The 14,855-nt window shown below is 59.5% G+C and carries 15 protein-coding genes; 13 read left to right on the forward strand and 2 right to left on the reverse strand.

What is annotated here, in order from left to right:
- Positions 1-4 precede the first annotated feature (4 nt).
- The 12 genes from FYB76_RS26965 to FYB76_RS02535 all read left to right on the forward strand — a co-directional run bounded on the left by FYB76_RS26965 (position 5) and on the right by FYB76_RS02535 (position 11,399).
- The gene (locus FYB76_RS26965) at positions 5-553 is read left to right on the forward strand and encodes a tail fiber assembly protein (protein WP_255475261.1); all 549 of its coding nucleotides are present in this window, start codon (positions 5-7) and stop codon (positions 551-553) included.
- A 79-nt stretch (positions 554-632) separates the two neighbouring features.
- The gene (locus tag FYB76_RS02485) at positions 633-1,028 is read left to right on the forward strand and encodes a restriction endonuclease (RefSeq protein WP_154132572.1); all 396 of its coding nucleotides are present in this window, start codon (positions 633-635) and stop codon (positions 1,026-1,028) included.
- Entirely contained in the window at positions 1,025-1,324 is a 300-nt protein-coding gene (locus FYB76_RS02490; RefSeq protein ID WP_154132573.1) for a hypothetical protein, read from the forward strand. The genes FYB76_RS02485 and FYB76_RS02490 overlap by 4 nt, the downstream gene beginning before the upstream one ends.
- Entirely contained in the window at positions 1,309-1,962 is a 654-nt protein-coding gene (locus FYB76_RS02495) for a glycoside hydrolase family 19 protein (protein ID WP_154132574.1), read from the forward strand. Before FYB76_RS02490 ends, FYB76_RS02495 begins: the two co-directional genes overlap by 16 nt.
- The gene (locus FYB76_RS02500) at positions 1,959-2,462 is read left to right on the forward strand and encodes a hypothetical protein (protein WP_154132575.1); all 504 of its coding nucleotides are present in this window, start codon (positions 1,959-1,961) and stop codon (positions 2,460-2,462) included. The genes FYB76_RS02495 and FYB76_RS02500 overlap by 4 nt, the downstream gene beginning before the upstream one ends.
- Before the next feature lie 328 nt (positions 2,463-2,790).
- Positions 2,791-3,141: a hypothetical protein gene (locus FYB76_RS02505; protein ID WP_154132576.1), complete on the forward strand. Its 351-nt coding sequence runs from the start codon at positions 2,791-2,793 to the stop codon at positions 3,139-3,141.
- 425 nt (positions 3,142-3,566) lie between these two features.
- Complete coding sequence (locus FYB76_RS02510) at positions 3,567-4,652, forward strand: acyltransferase (protein WP_154132577.1); 1,086 nt, start codon at positions 3,567-3,569, stop codon at positions 4,650-4,652.
- Positions 4,653-5,113: 461 nt separating this feature from the next.
- Positions 5,114-6,184, forward strand: a complete 1,071-nt coding sequence (locus FYB76_RS02515; protein WP_195724553.1) for an NAD(P)-dependent oxidoreductase — start codon at positions 5,114-5,116, stop codon at positions 6,182-6,184.
- 3 nt (positions 6,185-6,187) lie between these two features.
- Complete coding sequence (locus tag FYB76_RS02520; RefSeq protein WP_154132579.1) at positions 6,188-7,465, forward strand: glycosyltransferase; 1,278 nt, start codon at positions 6,188-6,190, stop codon at positions 7,463-7,465.
- A gap of 12 nt (positions 7,466-7,477) precedes the next feature.
- A complete protein-coding gene (locus FYB76_RS02525) occupies positions 7,478-9,115 on the forward strand; it encodes a GMC oxidoreductase (RefSeq protein ID WP_154132580.1) in 1,638 nt (545 codons plus the stop codon).
- A 10-nt stretch (positions 9,116-9,125) separates the two neighbouring features.
- Positions 9,126-10,997, forward strand: coding sequence for an acyltransferase family protein (locus FYB76_RS02530; RefSeq protein WP_154132581.1), 1,872 nt, complete (start codon positions 9,126-9,128; stop codon positions 10,995-10,997).
- A gap of 159 nt (positions 10,998-11,156) precedes the next feature.
- Positions 11,157-11,399: a hypothetical protein gene (locus FYB76_RS02535; protein ID WP_034330072.1), complete on the forward strand. Its 243-nt coding sequence runs from the start codon at positions 11,157-11,159 to the stop codon at positions 11,397-11,399.
- Positions 11,400-11,478: 79 nt separating this feature from the next.
- On the opposite strand, the gene dmeF is transcribed toward FYB76_RS02535, so the two are convergent.
- On the reverse strand, positions 11,479-12,459 hold the full coding sequence (gene dmeF / locus FYB76_RS02540; RefSeq protein ID WP_154132582.1) for a CDF family Co(II)/Ni(II) efflux transporter DmeF: 981 nt from the start codon (positions 12,457-12,459) through the stop codon (positions 11,479-11,481).
- A gap of 16 nt (positions 12,460-12,475) precedes the next feature.
- Positions 12,476-12,751, reverse strand: coding sequence for a metal/formaldehyde-sensitive transcriptional repressor (locus FYB76_RS02545; RefSeq protein WP_088753728.1), 276 nt, complete (start codon positions 12,749-12,751; stop codon positions 12,476-12,478).
- 247 nt (positions 12,752-12,998) lie between these two features.
- Between FYB76_RS02545 and FYB76_RS02550 the strand changes: the two genes are divergently transcribed.
- Complete coding sequence (locus tag FYB76_RS02550) at positions 12,999-14,675, forward strand: methyl-accepting chemotaxis protein (RefSeq protein WP_154132583.1); 1,677 nt, start codon at positions 12,999-13,001, stop codon at positions 14,673-14,675.
- Positions 14,676-14,855: the final 180 nt, after the last annotated feature.

Below are 14,855 nucleotides of genomic sequence, written 5' to 3' on the forward strand. Positions count from 1 at the left end.
GACAATGAACGCACCCGAATTTTGGAACTTCCACCCGACCACTCGCGCGCTGATCCGAACGGCCGAGCCCTGCTATGCAGACCCGGATCCACTCGTCGAGGGCAATTGGCTGTTCCCAGGAAATACGACCGACGCGAAGCCTGGCCCTGATGTCGAGGGCAAGTACCAGGTGATTGACCTGGACGCCCAGGAATGGAGCTACGTCGATCTGCCGACGGGCAGCGTTGAGTCGGCGCCGGCGGTCGGTGACTCCTCACCGGCTGAACTTGGGGCCGCCGCTGAGTTCAAGCGGGACATGCTGCTGCAGGTAGCCGGATTGCGAATCGCCCCTCTGCAGGATGCCGTCGATCTCGGCGTGGCCACCGATTCGGAGCAGGCACTGCTGGTGCGTTGGAAGCAGTATCGCGTCACCTTGGGCCGCGTCACTGCTCAGGACGACTATCCCAAGACCGTGGTCTGGCCAGATGCGCCCGACCCGGTGCCAACCGTAGAGTCGGCGCCCAAGGCGCCACAGAATTCTGCAGCAGATGAGCCGACAGGGGCCACCGAATAGGTGGCCCTAATAGTTTCTACGGTCAGTAAAAAAGCATAGACCGGCGAATTTGTGGTTTTAATCTTTCTCAGGGGAATCAATGCCAGAACCAACAACCAGCGCGGCGGCAGGGTATGCCGTCTCAATCGGCACAGTGACTCTGACGGGTGCATTTCTTGGCCTGCAGTATGACCTGCTGCTGGCCGGCATCTTCGGTGGCTGTGTGGCGCTCTCGTTCACACGGCAGACGCCGCTGCTGCGCATGGCCATCACGCTGATCACCAGTGCCTTGGTGGCGGCCTATGGCGGCCCGGTGGCCATGGCCTGGGCGGCGCAGTCGTCCTATTTCGATTGGACTGCCAAGATCCCGGAGCAGATGCGCTTCTTCAGCGCCTTCGCCATCGGAGTGTGTTCGCAGACGCTGGTGCCGCTGGCGCTGCAGCAGCTGCAAAGTCGATTTGGAGGGGGTAATCCGCAACCAGGAGCCTCCCAATGACAACCCATTACCTTCTGATCATCAACCTCGTGGCCGCCGGCCTGATCCTGCTGCGGGCGTTGTGTGCCCTCAACGAGATGACGCCTGGCGCCGAGCACCACCTTGATCGGCTGTTTTGCTCGGTCCTCGCTACCGGTGCCGTGGCGGTGCTATTGGGCCCGCTGTATGGCTACACGTCGCCGCAGACAGGCGAGGTGGCCATGAACACCGGTTTCGCCGGCCTCTACGCTATTCCCTGGCTGTACGTCGCCACGCGCGACCGATTGAAAGGATGCATCCCATGGACCTCACGATAGACCAGTTGCGCCAGATCATGCCCGCCTCGATGCGGGCTTCTTTTTTTCTGGGGCCGCTCAATGCCGCCATGCGCGAGTTTGGCATCGACACCGCCCAGCGCCAGGGCATGTTCCTCGCCAACGTCGGGGCCGAGTCTGGGCAGCTTTCCACACTGACGGAAAACCTGAACTATGGAGCCGACAGGATCCGGGTGATTGGCAATGCATCCAAGCCAGGATCTCGTTGGCGCTCGCTGGTGCCGCGCGCCGCAGAGCTGGCCGGCAACCCCGAGCGCTTGGGAAATGCCTTGTACTGCAGCCGCATGGGCAACGGCGATGAGGCCAGCGGGGAAGGGTACCTGTATCGCGGTCGAGGCTTGCTGCAGACTACCGGCAAGGCCAACTACATTGCTCTGATGATGGCGTTGCATCTGGACTGCGTGGATCGCCCGGAGCTGCTTGAGATGCCAGAGGCAGCGGCCCGCGCAGCTGCTTATTACTGGCACGCCCGCGACCTGAGTGAGTACGCCGATGCTGGCGATTTTGATGGCGTGTGTGACCTCATCAACATCGGCCAGAGGACCAAGGCACTGGGGGATTCGATGGACTACGCCAAGCGCCTGGCGCTGTACAAGAACGCGAAGCAGGTGCTGCAATGATCGCCGTCCTCGGAATGCTGCGCATCGTCCCGTCCTGGTGCTACTGGATTCTGGCCCTGGTGGCGCTCTGCCTCGGCTGCGAGATCCACGGCGCCGGCCGCGTGCAGGCGAAGTGGGACGCCCAGGTGAAGCTGCAGGCGGCCGCCGCTGAGGCTGCGCTGGAACTACGGCGCGAACAAAACCGGGCTATCGGCGCCGAGCAGGCGCTCAAATCGGCCCAGATCCAGAAAGGCTATGACGATGAAATGGCAAAAGTGCGCGCTGATCTGCGCAATTCTGAGCGGCTGCGCCTCGGTGCAGCCTGGTGCAACGGTGGCGCTCCCGGACCTGCCCAAGCTAGTGGCGCCGTCGGCAGCGATGGAGCCAGTACCGCCGGCCGGCTACTTCCTCCAGAGCTGGAGAGCGCTGTTCGCGCGCTGATCGGCCAGGCTGAAGAGGCCGCCGCCACCGCCCGCGCGGCGCAGGCATTCATCCGAGAGAACGGGATGGCTCCGCCTTGAATCTGCTATAGTGCAGCCGCCGGCGATTCATTCGTCGTCGGTCCCCATTCCAGTGCAAACTGGACCTAACCCCGAGCTTCCCATGTGGAGGCTCGGGGCTTTTTTATTTATCGCCCCTACCTTATAACGTGAAAATATCGGCTTTGGCTTGTAGTTGAGCCACATAGCCGTCGGAAGGTTATACTGTATATATGTACAGTATTTCGGGGCTAGTGTGAGCTTATCGCAGGAACAAATGGAGCCTCATCCGAAGGCCGACGATTTGGATATCCCTCCGGGGGTAGGGCCTGGGCATGGCGCGCAGATGTGCAAGCCTCCACGAAGGGGCGTGCTGGTGACCGTCCGCTGCCTAAAGAGCCGAGGTGTAAATTTAACTCCATCGGAAAGGCGGAAGATCGCCCCCACTGTAGGCGAGCTGAAGATTTCCCGTGTCCATGACCGCGCTGAATTTCACTCTATCGCTGAAATCGTGAGTTTTAACGAGGAATTGGACGGGCATCTCCGTTATTTTCCTGCCAGGCTGATGTGCTTGGTCAATCCAGAAATTCTATGGCTTGATGAGCGTGGGATGGTGATTTACGGAATTGAGCGCCTTGGAGGAATCGATGGCCCGCAAGTTTCTTACTGGCAGACGTGGCAGGTTGCATTTGGGAAAGCTAAACCGGAGCCGCCATTTTGAGATGGCTCTCATGATCCCTCTGTGAGTAAAAATACCTCTAATATAGAGTTCCCCAAGCGCACAGAATCTGCTTTTCGAGGTAGATAATTTAACACTGTATATTAGAGGTGCTGTGCGCAAATCCAGTACTGGCGTGGTCTGCGCTTAAAATGTCACCTGCATGGGGTGCAAGGGGTCGTGTGTTCGAATCACACCGTCCCGACCAACGAAAAACTCAGCACTGCCTGAGGCAAAAAGCATCGAATACGAAAACGTATCCGATGCTTTTTTGTTTTCCGCTTCAATTTCGCACATCGGCTACCCTTTCCAATGGGTCATTCACCCCGATTTGGCGGAATTTTTCAAATGACGCACTGCAGCGGCCGCCCAATATCGGTTATTCTCGCTCTTGTTCAAAAGCTAATGAATATCCTATTGGGAAGCGTATGAATAACAAAGACCATTTCCTGACGCTCGATGGGTTCAGAGGAATAGCAGCGATCCTGGTTGTCTTGCGCCATACGTTGCCCTACTTTGGCGGCAATCCCTTTTTCTCAAGCTACCTATCGGTTGACCTGTTTTTTCTCCTGAGCGGCGCAGTTCTGGCTCGGTCATATGAGGCAAGATTGCTGAACGGCATGTCATTGGCGGCGTTCATGAAAATCCGCCTTCTGCGGTTATATCCCTTATATTTCATCGGAATGTGCATTGGCATCCTGGCCTCCTTGGTTGATGCCATGCCCTACAAAGGCCATACGCTTGCCGCTGCAAGCTTTGGGCTGCTGTTGTTGCCTGCCTTGTACACGCACACGCTGTTTCCCTTGAACGGCCCGGCGTGGTCACTGTCTTCCGAGCTCATCGTCAATCTGGTCTATGGATGGAAAGCGAAGTCTCTCAGCAATCGCGTGCTCATAGCGGTGATGGCATTCTGTTTGCTGGGTCTGATCGCTTTCACCCTTTACTGGCCTGCGCACAACTTTGACGCGGGATTCTACCGGCGCACGTATTACGTCAGTTTTCTTCGCGTCGGCTTTTCATTTGGCGCCGGCGTCCTGCTCTACCGCTGGTATCTTCGCAGAGCGACGACAATTCAACTCAGCAACCGCAACGCCCTCCTTGGGATAGCAGGCATGACCCTGGTGCTGACGGCATCGCCCTCTGCATCCATCCTCCCAGTGTACGATGCATTGGCCGTCGCCATTGTGTTCCCTCTGCTGGTCTACGTCGGCATGCGCTTTCAGCCGACTGGGGTTTTGGCTAGCCTTTGCAAGCTGCTGGGGATCGTTTCCTATCCTCTCTACATCGTCCACAGCCCGCTATCTGAACTCGTTCAGCATGGTTTCTTGTCGGCGACAGGCCGGAGTGTGGGTGCATATGCGCCGCTGGCTGGGTTTGTGATTTTGGTGCTCCTGGTGGCGATTGCCTGGTCACTTCATCACTTCTACGACGAACCCGTGCGCAAGGCTGCTGCAGCTTGGCTTGCAAGACGGACGCTTGCAAAGTCCGCAACCAAGGTACGTCCGCTTCCGTGAGTGTTTGCGAATTGCTCACGGTCTTGCTTGGCTCATAACCAAAACGTATTGCGCTCAAGACGCCAGTCGGCTGCGGCGATGGCGCACCCGTTGGGCTTGTCGGGCGCGTTCGATCGCCACGCCTCCGGGCTGATCCGACGTCATGCAGGTTGATCGCGTGTCATTGCTTCATATTGCTCACCATTTATGCGCCGTGTAATATTGGCAACCAAAAATGATGCGGCGCAAAAATCCGTGCGCGGTGGCGACAAAGGCGCGTTGGCTTTAAGCCCGGAGAACATGGCTCCTAGCGACGGCCGATATAAATAAACAGTGGTTGCAATGCAGCAACAAAAGGAATCAAGAACGCATCCGCGTGAGACGCGCTTTCATGTGATTGATCGGGCGGCTGCGTAATGCGGCGTGTGGTGGTGCAGGCACTGCTCGAGGTAAGAGCGCCCGCTCTTGCAATGCGCCAAACGATGAATCAGCTGCATCAACTATTCCTGATTTTGAAGAACATCACGGGAGCTTATGTGAAAGTGCTAGTACTTGGGGCGACCGGTTTCATCGGGCAGCGGCTGGTTTCATGCTTGCGCGCGAGTGGTTGGGCCAACCCCGTTTTGGCCGGTCGTCGCGCCCCCGCCGTGAATGCTGATGGTTTGGAGTTTCGGCAGGTCGACACCCTAGACGCCTCAAGCCTGCGCCGCGCTATGGGTGACATTGATGCGGTGGTCAATTGCGTGACCGGGCAGGGCGGCGCGATTGCCCGTGGCGCGCAACTCTTGACCGAGGTAGCGCTGCAGACCTCCTGCCCGCGAATCGTGCACATGAGTTCCATGGCCGTCTATGGGCGCCAGGAAGGATGCCTGAACGAAGACAGCGCTCTTGATCCGGGAGCTAGCTGGTATGCCCAAGCGAAATGCGAGGCCGAAGAACATATGAAGGCCTATGCGCAGGCGGGACATCCTGTCGTCATGTTGCGTCCCGGATGTGTGTACGGCGCGGGCAGCGACATGTGGGTGGCGCAGATGGCCCGGCTGCTCGTCGCTGGCCGGATTGGCGATCTCGGCGCGCTCGGCGAGGGCTGGTCCAATCTTGTGCACGTTGACGACGTGTGTGCTGCTGTACTCCTGTCCTTGCAATTCACTGCCGAAGTAGATGGCCCAGCAGAACGGGGGGCTGCCATTTTCAATCTTGTGGGTGCTGATAGTCCGCGCTGGAATCGTTATTTCGTTGATCTGGCGCAGGCCCTTGGGGTTAGCCCGGCCAACCGCGTACCTCCGATCCGGCTCAAGCTTGATGCCAGGCTGGGTACGCTGTTCATTCGTATGGCGCAGCGCGTGGCAAATGCGGCAGGCTGGTCCGGGCTGCGGTTGCCGGTGGCCGTATCGCCGTCCTTTTTGCGTTTGTGGCACCAAGATCTTCGTATCGATGGTCAGCGTGCGCGTGCCCTCCTGAAGTTCGCGCCGCGCCCCTATTCCCAAGGCTTGGCCGAATCCGCGCAGTGGGCCTTTGATGAAGGAATTGGAACCGCGCGGGTAGTCCGATGATCAATGCCTGCAACGTTCATTTGCTTCCTCCTGCGCCCATTCAACACTGTCTGCAACAATAAAATGAGAATAGCCTACCTGACCAGCGTCTACGCGCGCGCCAGTGATACCTTCATCCGCAACGAAGTTCTGGAACTGCGCCGTCGCGGTCATGAGGTGCATACCTTCTCCATCCGACGTGAGGCGGGCGACGCCTCAGTCAGCTCGGACGTCAAGAGCGAGCAGGCGACTACTGACTACATTCTTGAAAACGGCCTGCCGCGTTTGCTTGGGGTAGCTCTGTCTACCTTGCTTCGTTCGCCCGGACGCGTTCTGGAAGTACTGAAGCTGGCGCGGCGTACCCGCGCGGCGGGACTGCGCCCGGCCCTGCTGCACGTTCTATATCTGATCGAAGCCTGCTACCTGGCTCGGCGCTTGAGCGAGCAAAAGATACAGATCCTGCATAACCACATCGCTGAGAACTCCGCCACGGTGGCCATGTATGCCTCCATACTCAGCGGTATCCCTTACAGCATGACAGTGCATGGTCCGGGTATTTTCTTTCATCCCGTCGCATGGGCGCTGGGCGAAAAGGTGCAGCGTTCTGCCTTCACTGCCACCATCACGCATTTCTGCAAAAGCCAATGCATGCTGTTTTCCGAGGTACAAGCCTGGCCGCGTTTGAACGTGGTGCGTTGTGGCGTGGGGCCGGCCTTTGAAGACGCACCTGCACTGCCGATTCCGCAAGTCCCGCGCCTGGTATTCGTCGGTCGCCTTTGTGCAGAGAAGGGCGTACCCCTGCTGATTGAGGCCGTCACCCGCCACGTCAACGCTGGCAAGCCGTGCGAGCTGGTGCTGGTCGGGGATGGGCCATTGAGGCCTTTCATTGAGAAAGCAATGGCTAACGGCCCTTTGGCCAACGTGATTCGCATTCTTGGCTGGAAGAGCAGCGCTGAAGTCAGGGCAGAAATAGAGCGTAGCCGGGCGCTTGTACTACCGAGCTTCGCTGAAGGATTGCCGGTGGTGGTGATGGAGGCGCTAGCCCTGTCGCGCCCTGTCATCAGCACGCGTATTGCTGGTATCCCTGAGTTGGTGGAGGACGGGGTCAATGGCTGGGTGGTGGCGCCTGGATCGGTTGAAGCGCTGGTCGCAGCGATCGACGAGGTAACATCGGCATCGGTAGAGCGATTGCAGGCAATGGGGCAGCAGGGCGCCAAAGCCGTACGCGGCAAGCACCATCTCGGCACCGAAGTGGGGAAGCTGGAGCAGCTGTTTGCCGCACATGGCCTCCCGCAAGCTTGAGGGGAGGTCAGCTTGATTCGATATCTGTCTGATTGCGAAATTGCAAGCCTCCAGGATTATCCGGTCTGTGTGGTCGGCAGCGGCCCGGGCGGACTCAGCTTGGCTGTGGCGTTGGCGCGCAAAGGCCAACGGGTGTTGCTGGTTGATGGTGGCGACTGGCGCGAAGAGCAGGTCGATGATGATGCCTATCAAGGCAGCGCCGCTGCACCGCACCCGGGGACGACCGAATACCGTCGCCAGCGTTTTGGCGGCACGACGCATTTGTGGGGCGGCCGCTGCGTGCCGCTGGACCCGGCCGATTTCGCAACGCGTGCTCACGTGCCGCTCAGTGGCTGGCCAATTTCGTACGACGAATACGCGCGCTACCTGCCCGCGGCTATGCAATATTGTGATGCGGGTGCTGCGGACTTTTCTCCTGCATGCCTTGCCGGTGGCAATGGTCCGATGTTTTCGGAACTTCCCCAGCTTGATGAGGCCCTCAGCGAACATATCGAGCGTTACAGTCTACCCACGGATTTTGCGGCGAAATTCTCCGAAGAACTGAAAGCATCCGACCGAGTGATGGTCGTATTGCGTGCGCGGTGCACGCGGTTGGTGAGCAACGCCAATGGTTCTCGCATTGAATCCATCGTGCTGCACGACGGCCAGCAGGAAATCCAGGTACGGGCCGGACAGATCGTGCTGGCAGGCGGCGCCATCGAAGCGACCCGGCTGCTGTTGTGTACGCGCGAGCAAGTCCCTGCTTGGGCGCGTTTTGACAGCAGCCTGGGCCGATATTATGCGTGTCACTTCGATCTGATCTTTGGTGAGATGCGGTTAAAGGGGGAAAAGCCCCGTTTTCGCTTCCAGAAGACCCAGGATGGCGTATATGCTCGCCGCAAACTACAGTTCACTCCGCATTGGCAAAACCGGTTGGGCTTGCTCAATTCCACCTTGCGCCTGCATTTCCCGTCCTACGGTGATCCAGGGCATGGCAGTGGCGTGCTGTCGGCGATCTATCTAGCCAAGTCCGTGTTGCCATCGGAGCACCAGGATATTCTCAATCACGGTAGTCAAAACCAGGTGGGCGATCCGCAGCGACTTGCTCATCTGCGAAATGTAGTGCTGGACGCAGGTTCCGTGTTTGGCTTTGCCTACGACATGGTAGTCAAGCGCAAGCTGGCCAAGCGCAAACTGCCTTACACCCTCATACCCAACCGCAATGGCACCTACCCGCTGGAATTCAACAGCGAGCAGGTCAGTGATGCTGGCAACCGTATCCGTCTGCTGGATGCCACTGACCGATATGGCATGCGCCGTGTGGATGTTCAATGGCGCCTGACTTCCCAGGATATCGAGTCTGGAATTCAATCTTTCATGACCATGCAAAACTTGCTGTCGAAGACGCGCCATTGTCGGCTGGACTTTGATCATGGAGAACTGAGGGAGCAGGTTACGCGTGCCCTGCCAGTGGGCGGGCATCATATCGGGAGCACTCGCATGGGACGCTCGGCTGACCACAGCGTGGTGGATGTCAATTGCCGCGTCCATGGCGTGAGCAACCTGCTGATATTGAGCTCATCGGTGTTTCCAACCAATGGCCATGCGAATCCGACGCTGAGCATTGTCGCTTTGGCGTTGAGAATGGCTGACCACGTACAACAGTTTTAAGGTGATTCCGATGCAGAGTCTGAAAGTCGCTGCGAGCGCAGCCGACTCCGGCAAGATCCAGGCAGTTCAAGGTTTGCGGGGTATTGCCGTCCTGGCAGTGCTGCTGTTCCACGTCAAGTTCACCACCTTGGCCGGGGGATATCAGGGCCCGGATATTTTCTTCGTCATTTCCGGGTTCGTGATCACGTTATTGCTGCGCAGGCGTATCACTGCAGGTAACTTTTCTTTCCTGGAATTCTACGTTCGTCGTGCTTGGCGCTTGCTTCCCGCACTGATTGTTACCTTGTTGCTGACGGCAGTCGTGTTTTCCATCCTGACGCCAATTTCGATCAACAACACGTTATTGCCCTCGTTGATCGCCTCTGCAGCAGGTGTTGCAAATCTTTACTATGCCGGCACCATCGACTACTTTGCCAGCGGTACCTCAAATCCCGTTCTGCATACTTGGTCGCTGGGTGTTGAAGAGCAGTTCTATCTTGTTTTTCCACTGCTGGCAGTGTTACTGGTGAGGTATACCAGCAAACCGTTTAGATGGCTGCTGATCTTGTCGCTGGCCAGTTTTTTCGCAGCCGTGCTCGCCACATCGCACGATGCAACTGCGGCGTTCTACTTGCCGTGGTATCGCGGTTGGGAGTTTTTGGCTGGCGCATTGGTCGCCTACGTTGACCGCGACAAGATCAAGCCAGTGCTGGCCCAGTTCTTTTCGATCGGTGGCTTCGTATTGATGATGGGCTGGATATGCTTTTACAAGGAAAGCTATGTCTTCCCTGGCGTAGGTGCCTTGGGCGCGGTGCTGGGTACTGCGATGACGATTCTTGGGGCAGGGCAGCTCAACTGGGTCAATAAGCTTCTTTCATCGCGCGTCCTGGTACGGTTGGGTGACATGTCCTATTCGGTATATCTCGCTCACTGGCCGGTTGTGTGTCTGATCGGTATGTTTTTCCCGCTCGAACGTTTGTCGCACCAGCTGGTTGCGCTGGTGCTGAGCATCGTGCTGGGATATCTCTGCTGGCGGCTGGTCGAGCAACCCGTGCTGGCGCGGTATCGACCTGCCAAATCGGCTGCTGGCTGGCTGTTCGTGCCCGCCGTCTTCGCACTGACCGCCGGCCTGATCGCTTCGATTTCCTATGGAGCGGAAGGTCTTTGGCAGCGCAACCCGATGGCCATGCGCTATCTTCAGCCGGCTCCCAACGAGCGGGCGATGTTCCGCGAAGGCCAATGCTTCTTGTCCTATCGTTTCGGCTTCGACACCTATGACCAGAAGACTTGTTTGCGTGGAGACATGAACAAGCCCGGTTTGCTGGTCATGGGCGATAGTTTGGCGGCCAACATCGCGCTGGCCCTTCAAGAAAAAATGCCCGAGTACAACGTACTGCAGGCCACGGCGGTCGAATATCGTCTCTCAAATCGTGGCGGCTGGCCCGACTTTACCAAGCGACTGGATGACCTGGCCTGGGGCCCGGATGGGTTGGGAGGTCGGCACGATATCAAGACCGTTATTCTCTTTGCCCGTTGGAATGAGACTGATTTGGAGGGATTGCCCGAGGTTGTAGAGAAACTCAAGGCGCGGGGAGTGAAAGTTATCGTGCTAGGCCCGTCGCCTGAGTTCTACATTAGTCTGCCGCTGATTCTGGCGTACAGCAACGTCATCGGCATTGATCTTTCCTCGATCATGAACAAACAGGAGCGCGCCGCGTTGAACGCTCGCTTTGCCAGCACACTGGCCAATAAGTTGCAATATATTTCAATGATGGATGTGATTTGTCCGCAGGGTCGGTGCGATGTGATCCAGGAAAAAGACAAATCTTCGTTGTTCCTGGACAAAATTCACTTCACCCGTCCCGGCGCTGAGTTGTTTGTATCGCGTATTCCGCTCCACTGATCGTGAAGAGGATGGGGGGCGGATAAGATTGCTTACACATAAATACAATTTCACGTCCGCCCACCCCCGGCCCAGCTCGTTACCTGATCACCACCCCAAGTGGCCGCCGGCCCCCCTGTGGGCCGGCCTATTCCGCCAAACAAGATCAGGAGCAAGTCCATGAAATCCCTACTATTGATACCGGCGCTGGCTGCCGCCTTTGGCCTGAGCGGCTGCGTGGTCACCCCGCCCACGGTCCGGCCTGCCTACGTGGCGCAGCCGGCCTATGTTGCTCCACCGGGCGTCGTCTATGTTCAGCCCACCTATGCCTCGCCCGGCCCGGGCTGGGTCTGGGAGTATCACTCCTATTACGGCTGGGGTTGGCACCATCCCCACTACGGCTGGCATCGCGGCTGGCGCTGAAGCAGGGCGGCAGACGTAAAGACAGCGGCCGCGGCCGCTGTCTTTTTCTTCACTGTCTCAAATACGATCCGCTGCGCAATCACCCGGCCTGCCGCAACTCCAGCGTCAGGTGGCGCAATTCATTGACTGAGGCCAGCTTCCCGCGCAATTGCGCTTCCGTGATGGCAGCACCCGTCGACACGCTGACGATGGCCGCCCGTGCAGCCGGACCGATGCGCCAGACGTGCAGATCCTCGATCTGCACCGGCTCGCCCTCCAGCGCCTGCTCGATGCGCGCCGCCACTTGGGCATCGGTCACGTCCAGCAGCACCGCCGCACTGGCGCGCAACAGGCTGTAGGACCAGTTCGCAATCACTACCGCACCCACCACCCCCATGACCGGGTCCAGCCAGGTCCAGCCCAGATAGAGGCCCGCCAGGAGGGCAGCGATGGCCAGCACCGAGGTGAGGGCGTCGGCCACTACGTGCAGGTAGGCTGAACGCAGGTTGTTGTCATGGCCGTCATGATGATGACCGTGATGGCCTTGATGGTCGCCGTGCCCATGGTCGTGATGTTGCGCATGCCCATGATGCGTGTGTCCGTCTTCGTGAGCATGTCCATGCCCGTGATGTCCTTCCATCAGCAGCAGGGCGCTGGCGATGTTGACGATCAGCCCGACAACGGCAATCGGTATTGCCTCCCCAAAGTCCACCGCCGTCGGGCTGGCCAGGCGCCACAGCGATTCGCCGCCGATGCCAATCGCAATCACCGCCAGGACCAGGGCCGAAGCAAAGCCGGCCAGGTCACCCACCTTGCCGGTACCGAAGCTGAAGCGCCCGTCATGCGCGTGCCGGCGCGCAAAGACGTAGGCGCCGGCCGCAATGGCCAGTGCGCCGGTATGGGTGGCCATATGGAAGCCATCGGCCAGCAGGGCCATCGAACCCGTGAAATAGCCGGCCGCAATCTCGGCCACCATCATGACGGCCGTCAACGCCACCACCCACAGCGTACGGCGTGTGTTGCGGTCATGGTTGGCACCCAGGTAAAGGTGTTCGTGGCGGTAGGTGGCGGGATTGTTCATGAAGACTCCTTCAGTTTCACTTGGCATAACGGCGGATCGCTTCCAGGACTTCGGCCAGTCCCTGTTGGCGCTGCTCGTCGGTCAGCCCCGGGCGGGCCACGTGTTCGCGTGCGTGCGCTTCGATCAATTCGTCCATCAGCCCATGCACGGCACCCCGGATGGCCGCCGCCAGGTGCAGGGTCTTGGCGCACTCGGCCTCGCCCTCCAAGGCGCGCTCCAGCGCCTGTACCTGGCCGCCGATGCGGCGTACGCGCTTGAGCAGGGCGTCCGTGTCCTGTGTCAGGTGTGCCATATACCATACCCCCCTATCCTATGTAGGTGGGCATTATAGCTGCCTTGTGTCGCAAATTGGCAAGCGGCTCGCGCCGTGAGGGCGCCGGGGCTCTTGTGCTGTGGCAATATGGCTGTATGAAGCTTTGTTCATTCAGTTACGCGTAAGCTGGCCGCTATAGCCTCAGGACAATGCGGCGTGTTTCGTCCGCAATCAAACCTGTGATGGATCAGGTGAAGAAAAGCGGAAAATCCGCGAGGAGACGAGAATGGGGAAGAACACGGGGACCGGTGCATCCGCACAGGCGTGGACGGCTGCATTGCCTTGGGTGGCTGGCCTGGTGCTCGGTGGCGGCACGGCGCTGGCCTTGCAGGCTGCAGGTGCAGAGCAGTGGCTGAGTGCGCCCGGCAGCAGCGCTATCGCAGTCTTGCTGGGCCTGGTCGGTTTTGCCTTGGCGCAGCGGCGCGCACAACCCGGGAATGGGCAACTGGTCGACAAGATCAGCGGCGAGATTGATCACATCATGATCGGTGCGGCGGAAACGTCTTTCTTCGTCGATACCATCAAGAACAAGATCAGCAAGGACGTGGTGGCCGCCGACCGCATCGCCGCCAGTGCCGAGCAGAACGCGGCCACGACCGAACAGATCGCGGCGAATGCCGAGCGCGCCTCGTCGATTGCTGCCGAAGTACGCACCGAGAGCGTCAGCGGGCGCTCGGAAGTCGACCGTGGCCTGCAGCAGATCGGCCAGGCCCGTACGGATGCGCTGTCGGCCTCCTCGATGATGGCGCAGTTGCAGGAAAAATCGCGACGCATCCACGGCATCACCGAAGTCATCAGCGAGATCGCTGCCCGCACCAACCTGCTGGCCCTGAATGCCGCCATCGAGGCTGCGCGCGCGGGCGAGCAGGGGCGCGGCTTCGCGGTGGTTGCCGGGGAGGTGCGCCAGCTGGCCCAGCGCACCAAGGAGGCGACCGACGACATCGGCGTGATGGTGCGCGCCATTACGGAAGAAGCCGAGCGCGCCGCCAACGGCATGAATTCTCTGAGCAGCCGGGTGCTGGAGGCGGCGCAGAACGTGGAGAAGGTGCACGGCCTGCTCAACAGCATCGAACGCTCCGCCAGCCAGTCGCAGGAGCAGATCGAAGAAATCGCGGTGGCCTCGCGCGAACACGTGCAAACCACCCAGGAGATCGCCGAAGCGATCACGGATATCCGCAACGGCATGCTGCAGACTGACGGTGAACTGCCGCGCGTGGCGGCCTCCGCCATGGTGCTCTCGGAACGCGCCGAGGCCGTCTTCGAGGCCATCATCGATGGCGGTGCGCGCAGCGGGCATGACGATATCCGGGTAGCCGCCACCCAGGCGGCCCAGGCCGTGGGCAAGCTGTTCGAGGCAGCGATCCGCTCCGGCCAGATCAGCGAGGCGGCCCTGTTCGACCGCAGCTACAAGCCCATCCCGAATACCTCCCCGCAGAAGCATTCCAGCCAGTTCGACGGCTTCACCGATCGGGTGCTGCCGGCCATCCAGGAAGGACTGCTGGCGAGCATGCCGCAACTGGCCTATGCGGGGGCGGTGGACAACAATGGTTATTTCCCGACCCACAACAAGAAGTTCTCGCAGCCCCTGACTGGCGATTACGACACCGACCTGGTCAACAACCGCACCAAACGCATCTTCAGCGATCGCACCGGCAAACGCTGCGGTGCCAATACCAAGCCCTTCCTGCTGCAAACCTACCGACGCGATACCGGCGAAGTGATGCACGACCTGTCGGTGCCGATCTACGTCAACGGCAAGCACTGGGGCGGTTTCCGCGTAGGTTATCGGTCCAGCCATGCGTCGGCACAGGCGGCACCTGCCGCCGCCACGGGCTCGGCTATCGTGGCACCAGCACCGGGCGCAGCGCGCTTGCCGGGGCGGCCCGTCCCGCGCGGCCGGTGAGGATTTCCAAGGATTGAGAAGCCTATGCACGCCCGCCCTCGATTGACTTGCCGCAATAGGGGGGTAAAACCGTTTCATTTCCAAGGCTGATTCGCTTGACCCCGCTTGGCGCCTGATAGATTATGCGCCAAGGGGATGTCCGTCCGGATGGGGCGGGCGACAGACAGCAAGCAGCGCCGC

The organism is Herbaspirillum sp. CAH-3 (genome assembly GCF_009668275.1).
In the GTDB taxonomy this organism is placed as follows: domain Bacteria; phylum Pseudomonadota; class Gammaproteobacteria; order Burkholderiales; family Burkholderiaceae_D; genus Herbaspirillum; species Herbaspirillum aquaticum.

Excerpts from the sequence above, each read along its gene's own strand:
- FYB76_RS02535 (WP_034330072.1), top strand. The coding sequence starts at position 11,157 with ATGAAATCCCTACTATTGATACCGGCGCTGGCTGCCGCCTTTGGCCTG.
- FYB76_RS02500 (WP_154132575.1), top strand. The coding sequence starts at position 1,959 with ATGATCGCCGTCCTCGGAATGCTGCGCATCGTCCCGTCCTGGTGCTAC.
- FYB76_RS02515 (WP_195724553.1), top strand. The coding sequence starts at position 5,114 with ATGAATCAGCTGCATCAACTATTCCTGATTTTGAAGAACATCACGGGA.
- FYB76_RS02550 (WP_154132583.1), top strand. The coding sequence starts at position 12,999 with ATGGGGAAGAACACGGGGACCGGTGCATCCGCACAGGCGTGGACGGCT.
- dmeF (WP_154132582.1), bottom strand. The coding sequence starts at position 12,459 with ATGAACAATCCCGCCACCTACCGCCACGAACACCTTTACCTGGGTGCC.
- FYB76_RS02545 (WP_088753728.1), bottom strand. The coding sequence starts at position 12,751 with ATGGCACACCTGACACAGGACACGGACGCCCTGCTCAAGCGCGTACGC.
- FYB76_RS02485 (WP_154132572.1), top strand. The coding sequence starts at position 633 with ATGCCAGAACCAACAACCAGCGCGGCGGCAGGGTATGCCGTCTCAATC.
- FYB76_RS02530 (WP_154132581.1), top strand. The coding sequence starts at position 9,126 with ATGCAGAGTCTGAAAGTCGCTGCGAGCGCAGCCGACTCCGGCAAGATC.
- FYB76_RS02495 (WP_154132574.1), top strand. The coding sequence starts at position 1,309 with ATGGACCTCACGATAGACCAGTTGCGCCAGATCATGCCCGCCTCGATG.
- FYB76_RS26965 (WP_255475261.1), top strand. The coding sequence starts at position 5 with ATGAACGCACCCGAATTTTGGAACTTCCACCCGACCACTCGCGCGCTG.
- FYB76_RS02520 (WP_154132579.1), top strand. The coding sequence starts at position 6,188 with ATGCCTGCAACGTTCATTTGCTTCCTCCTGCGCCCATTCAACACTGTC.
- FYB76_RS02490 (WP_154132573.1), top strand. The coding sequence starts at position 1,025 with ATGACAACCCATTACCTTCTGATCATCAACCTCGTGGCCGCCGGCCTG.
- FYB76_RS02510 (WP_154132577.1), top strand. The coding sequence starts at position 3,567 with ATGAATAACAAAGACCATTTCCTGACGCTCGATGGGTTCAGAGGAATA.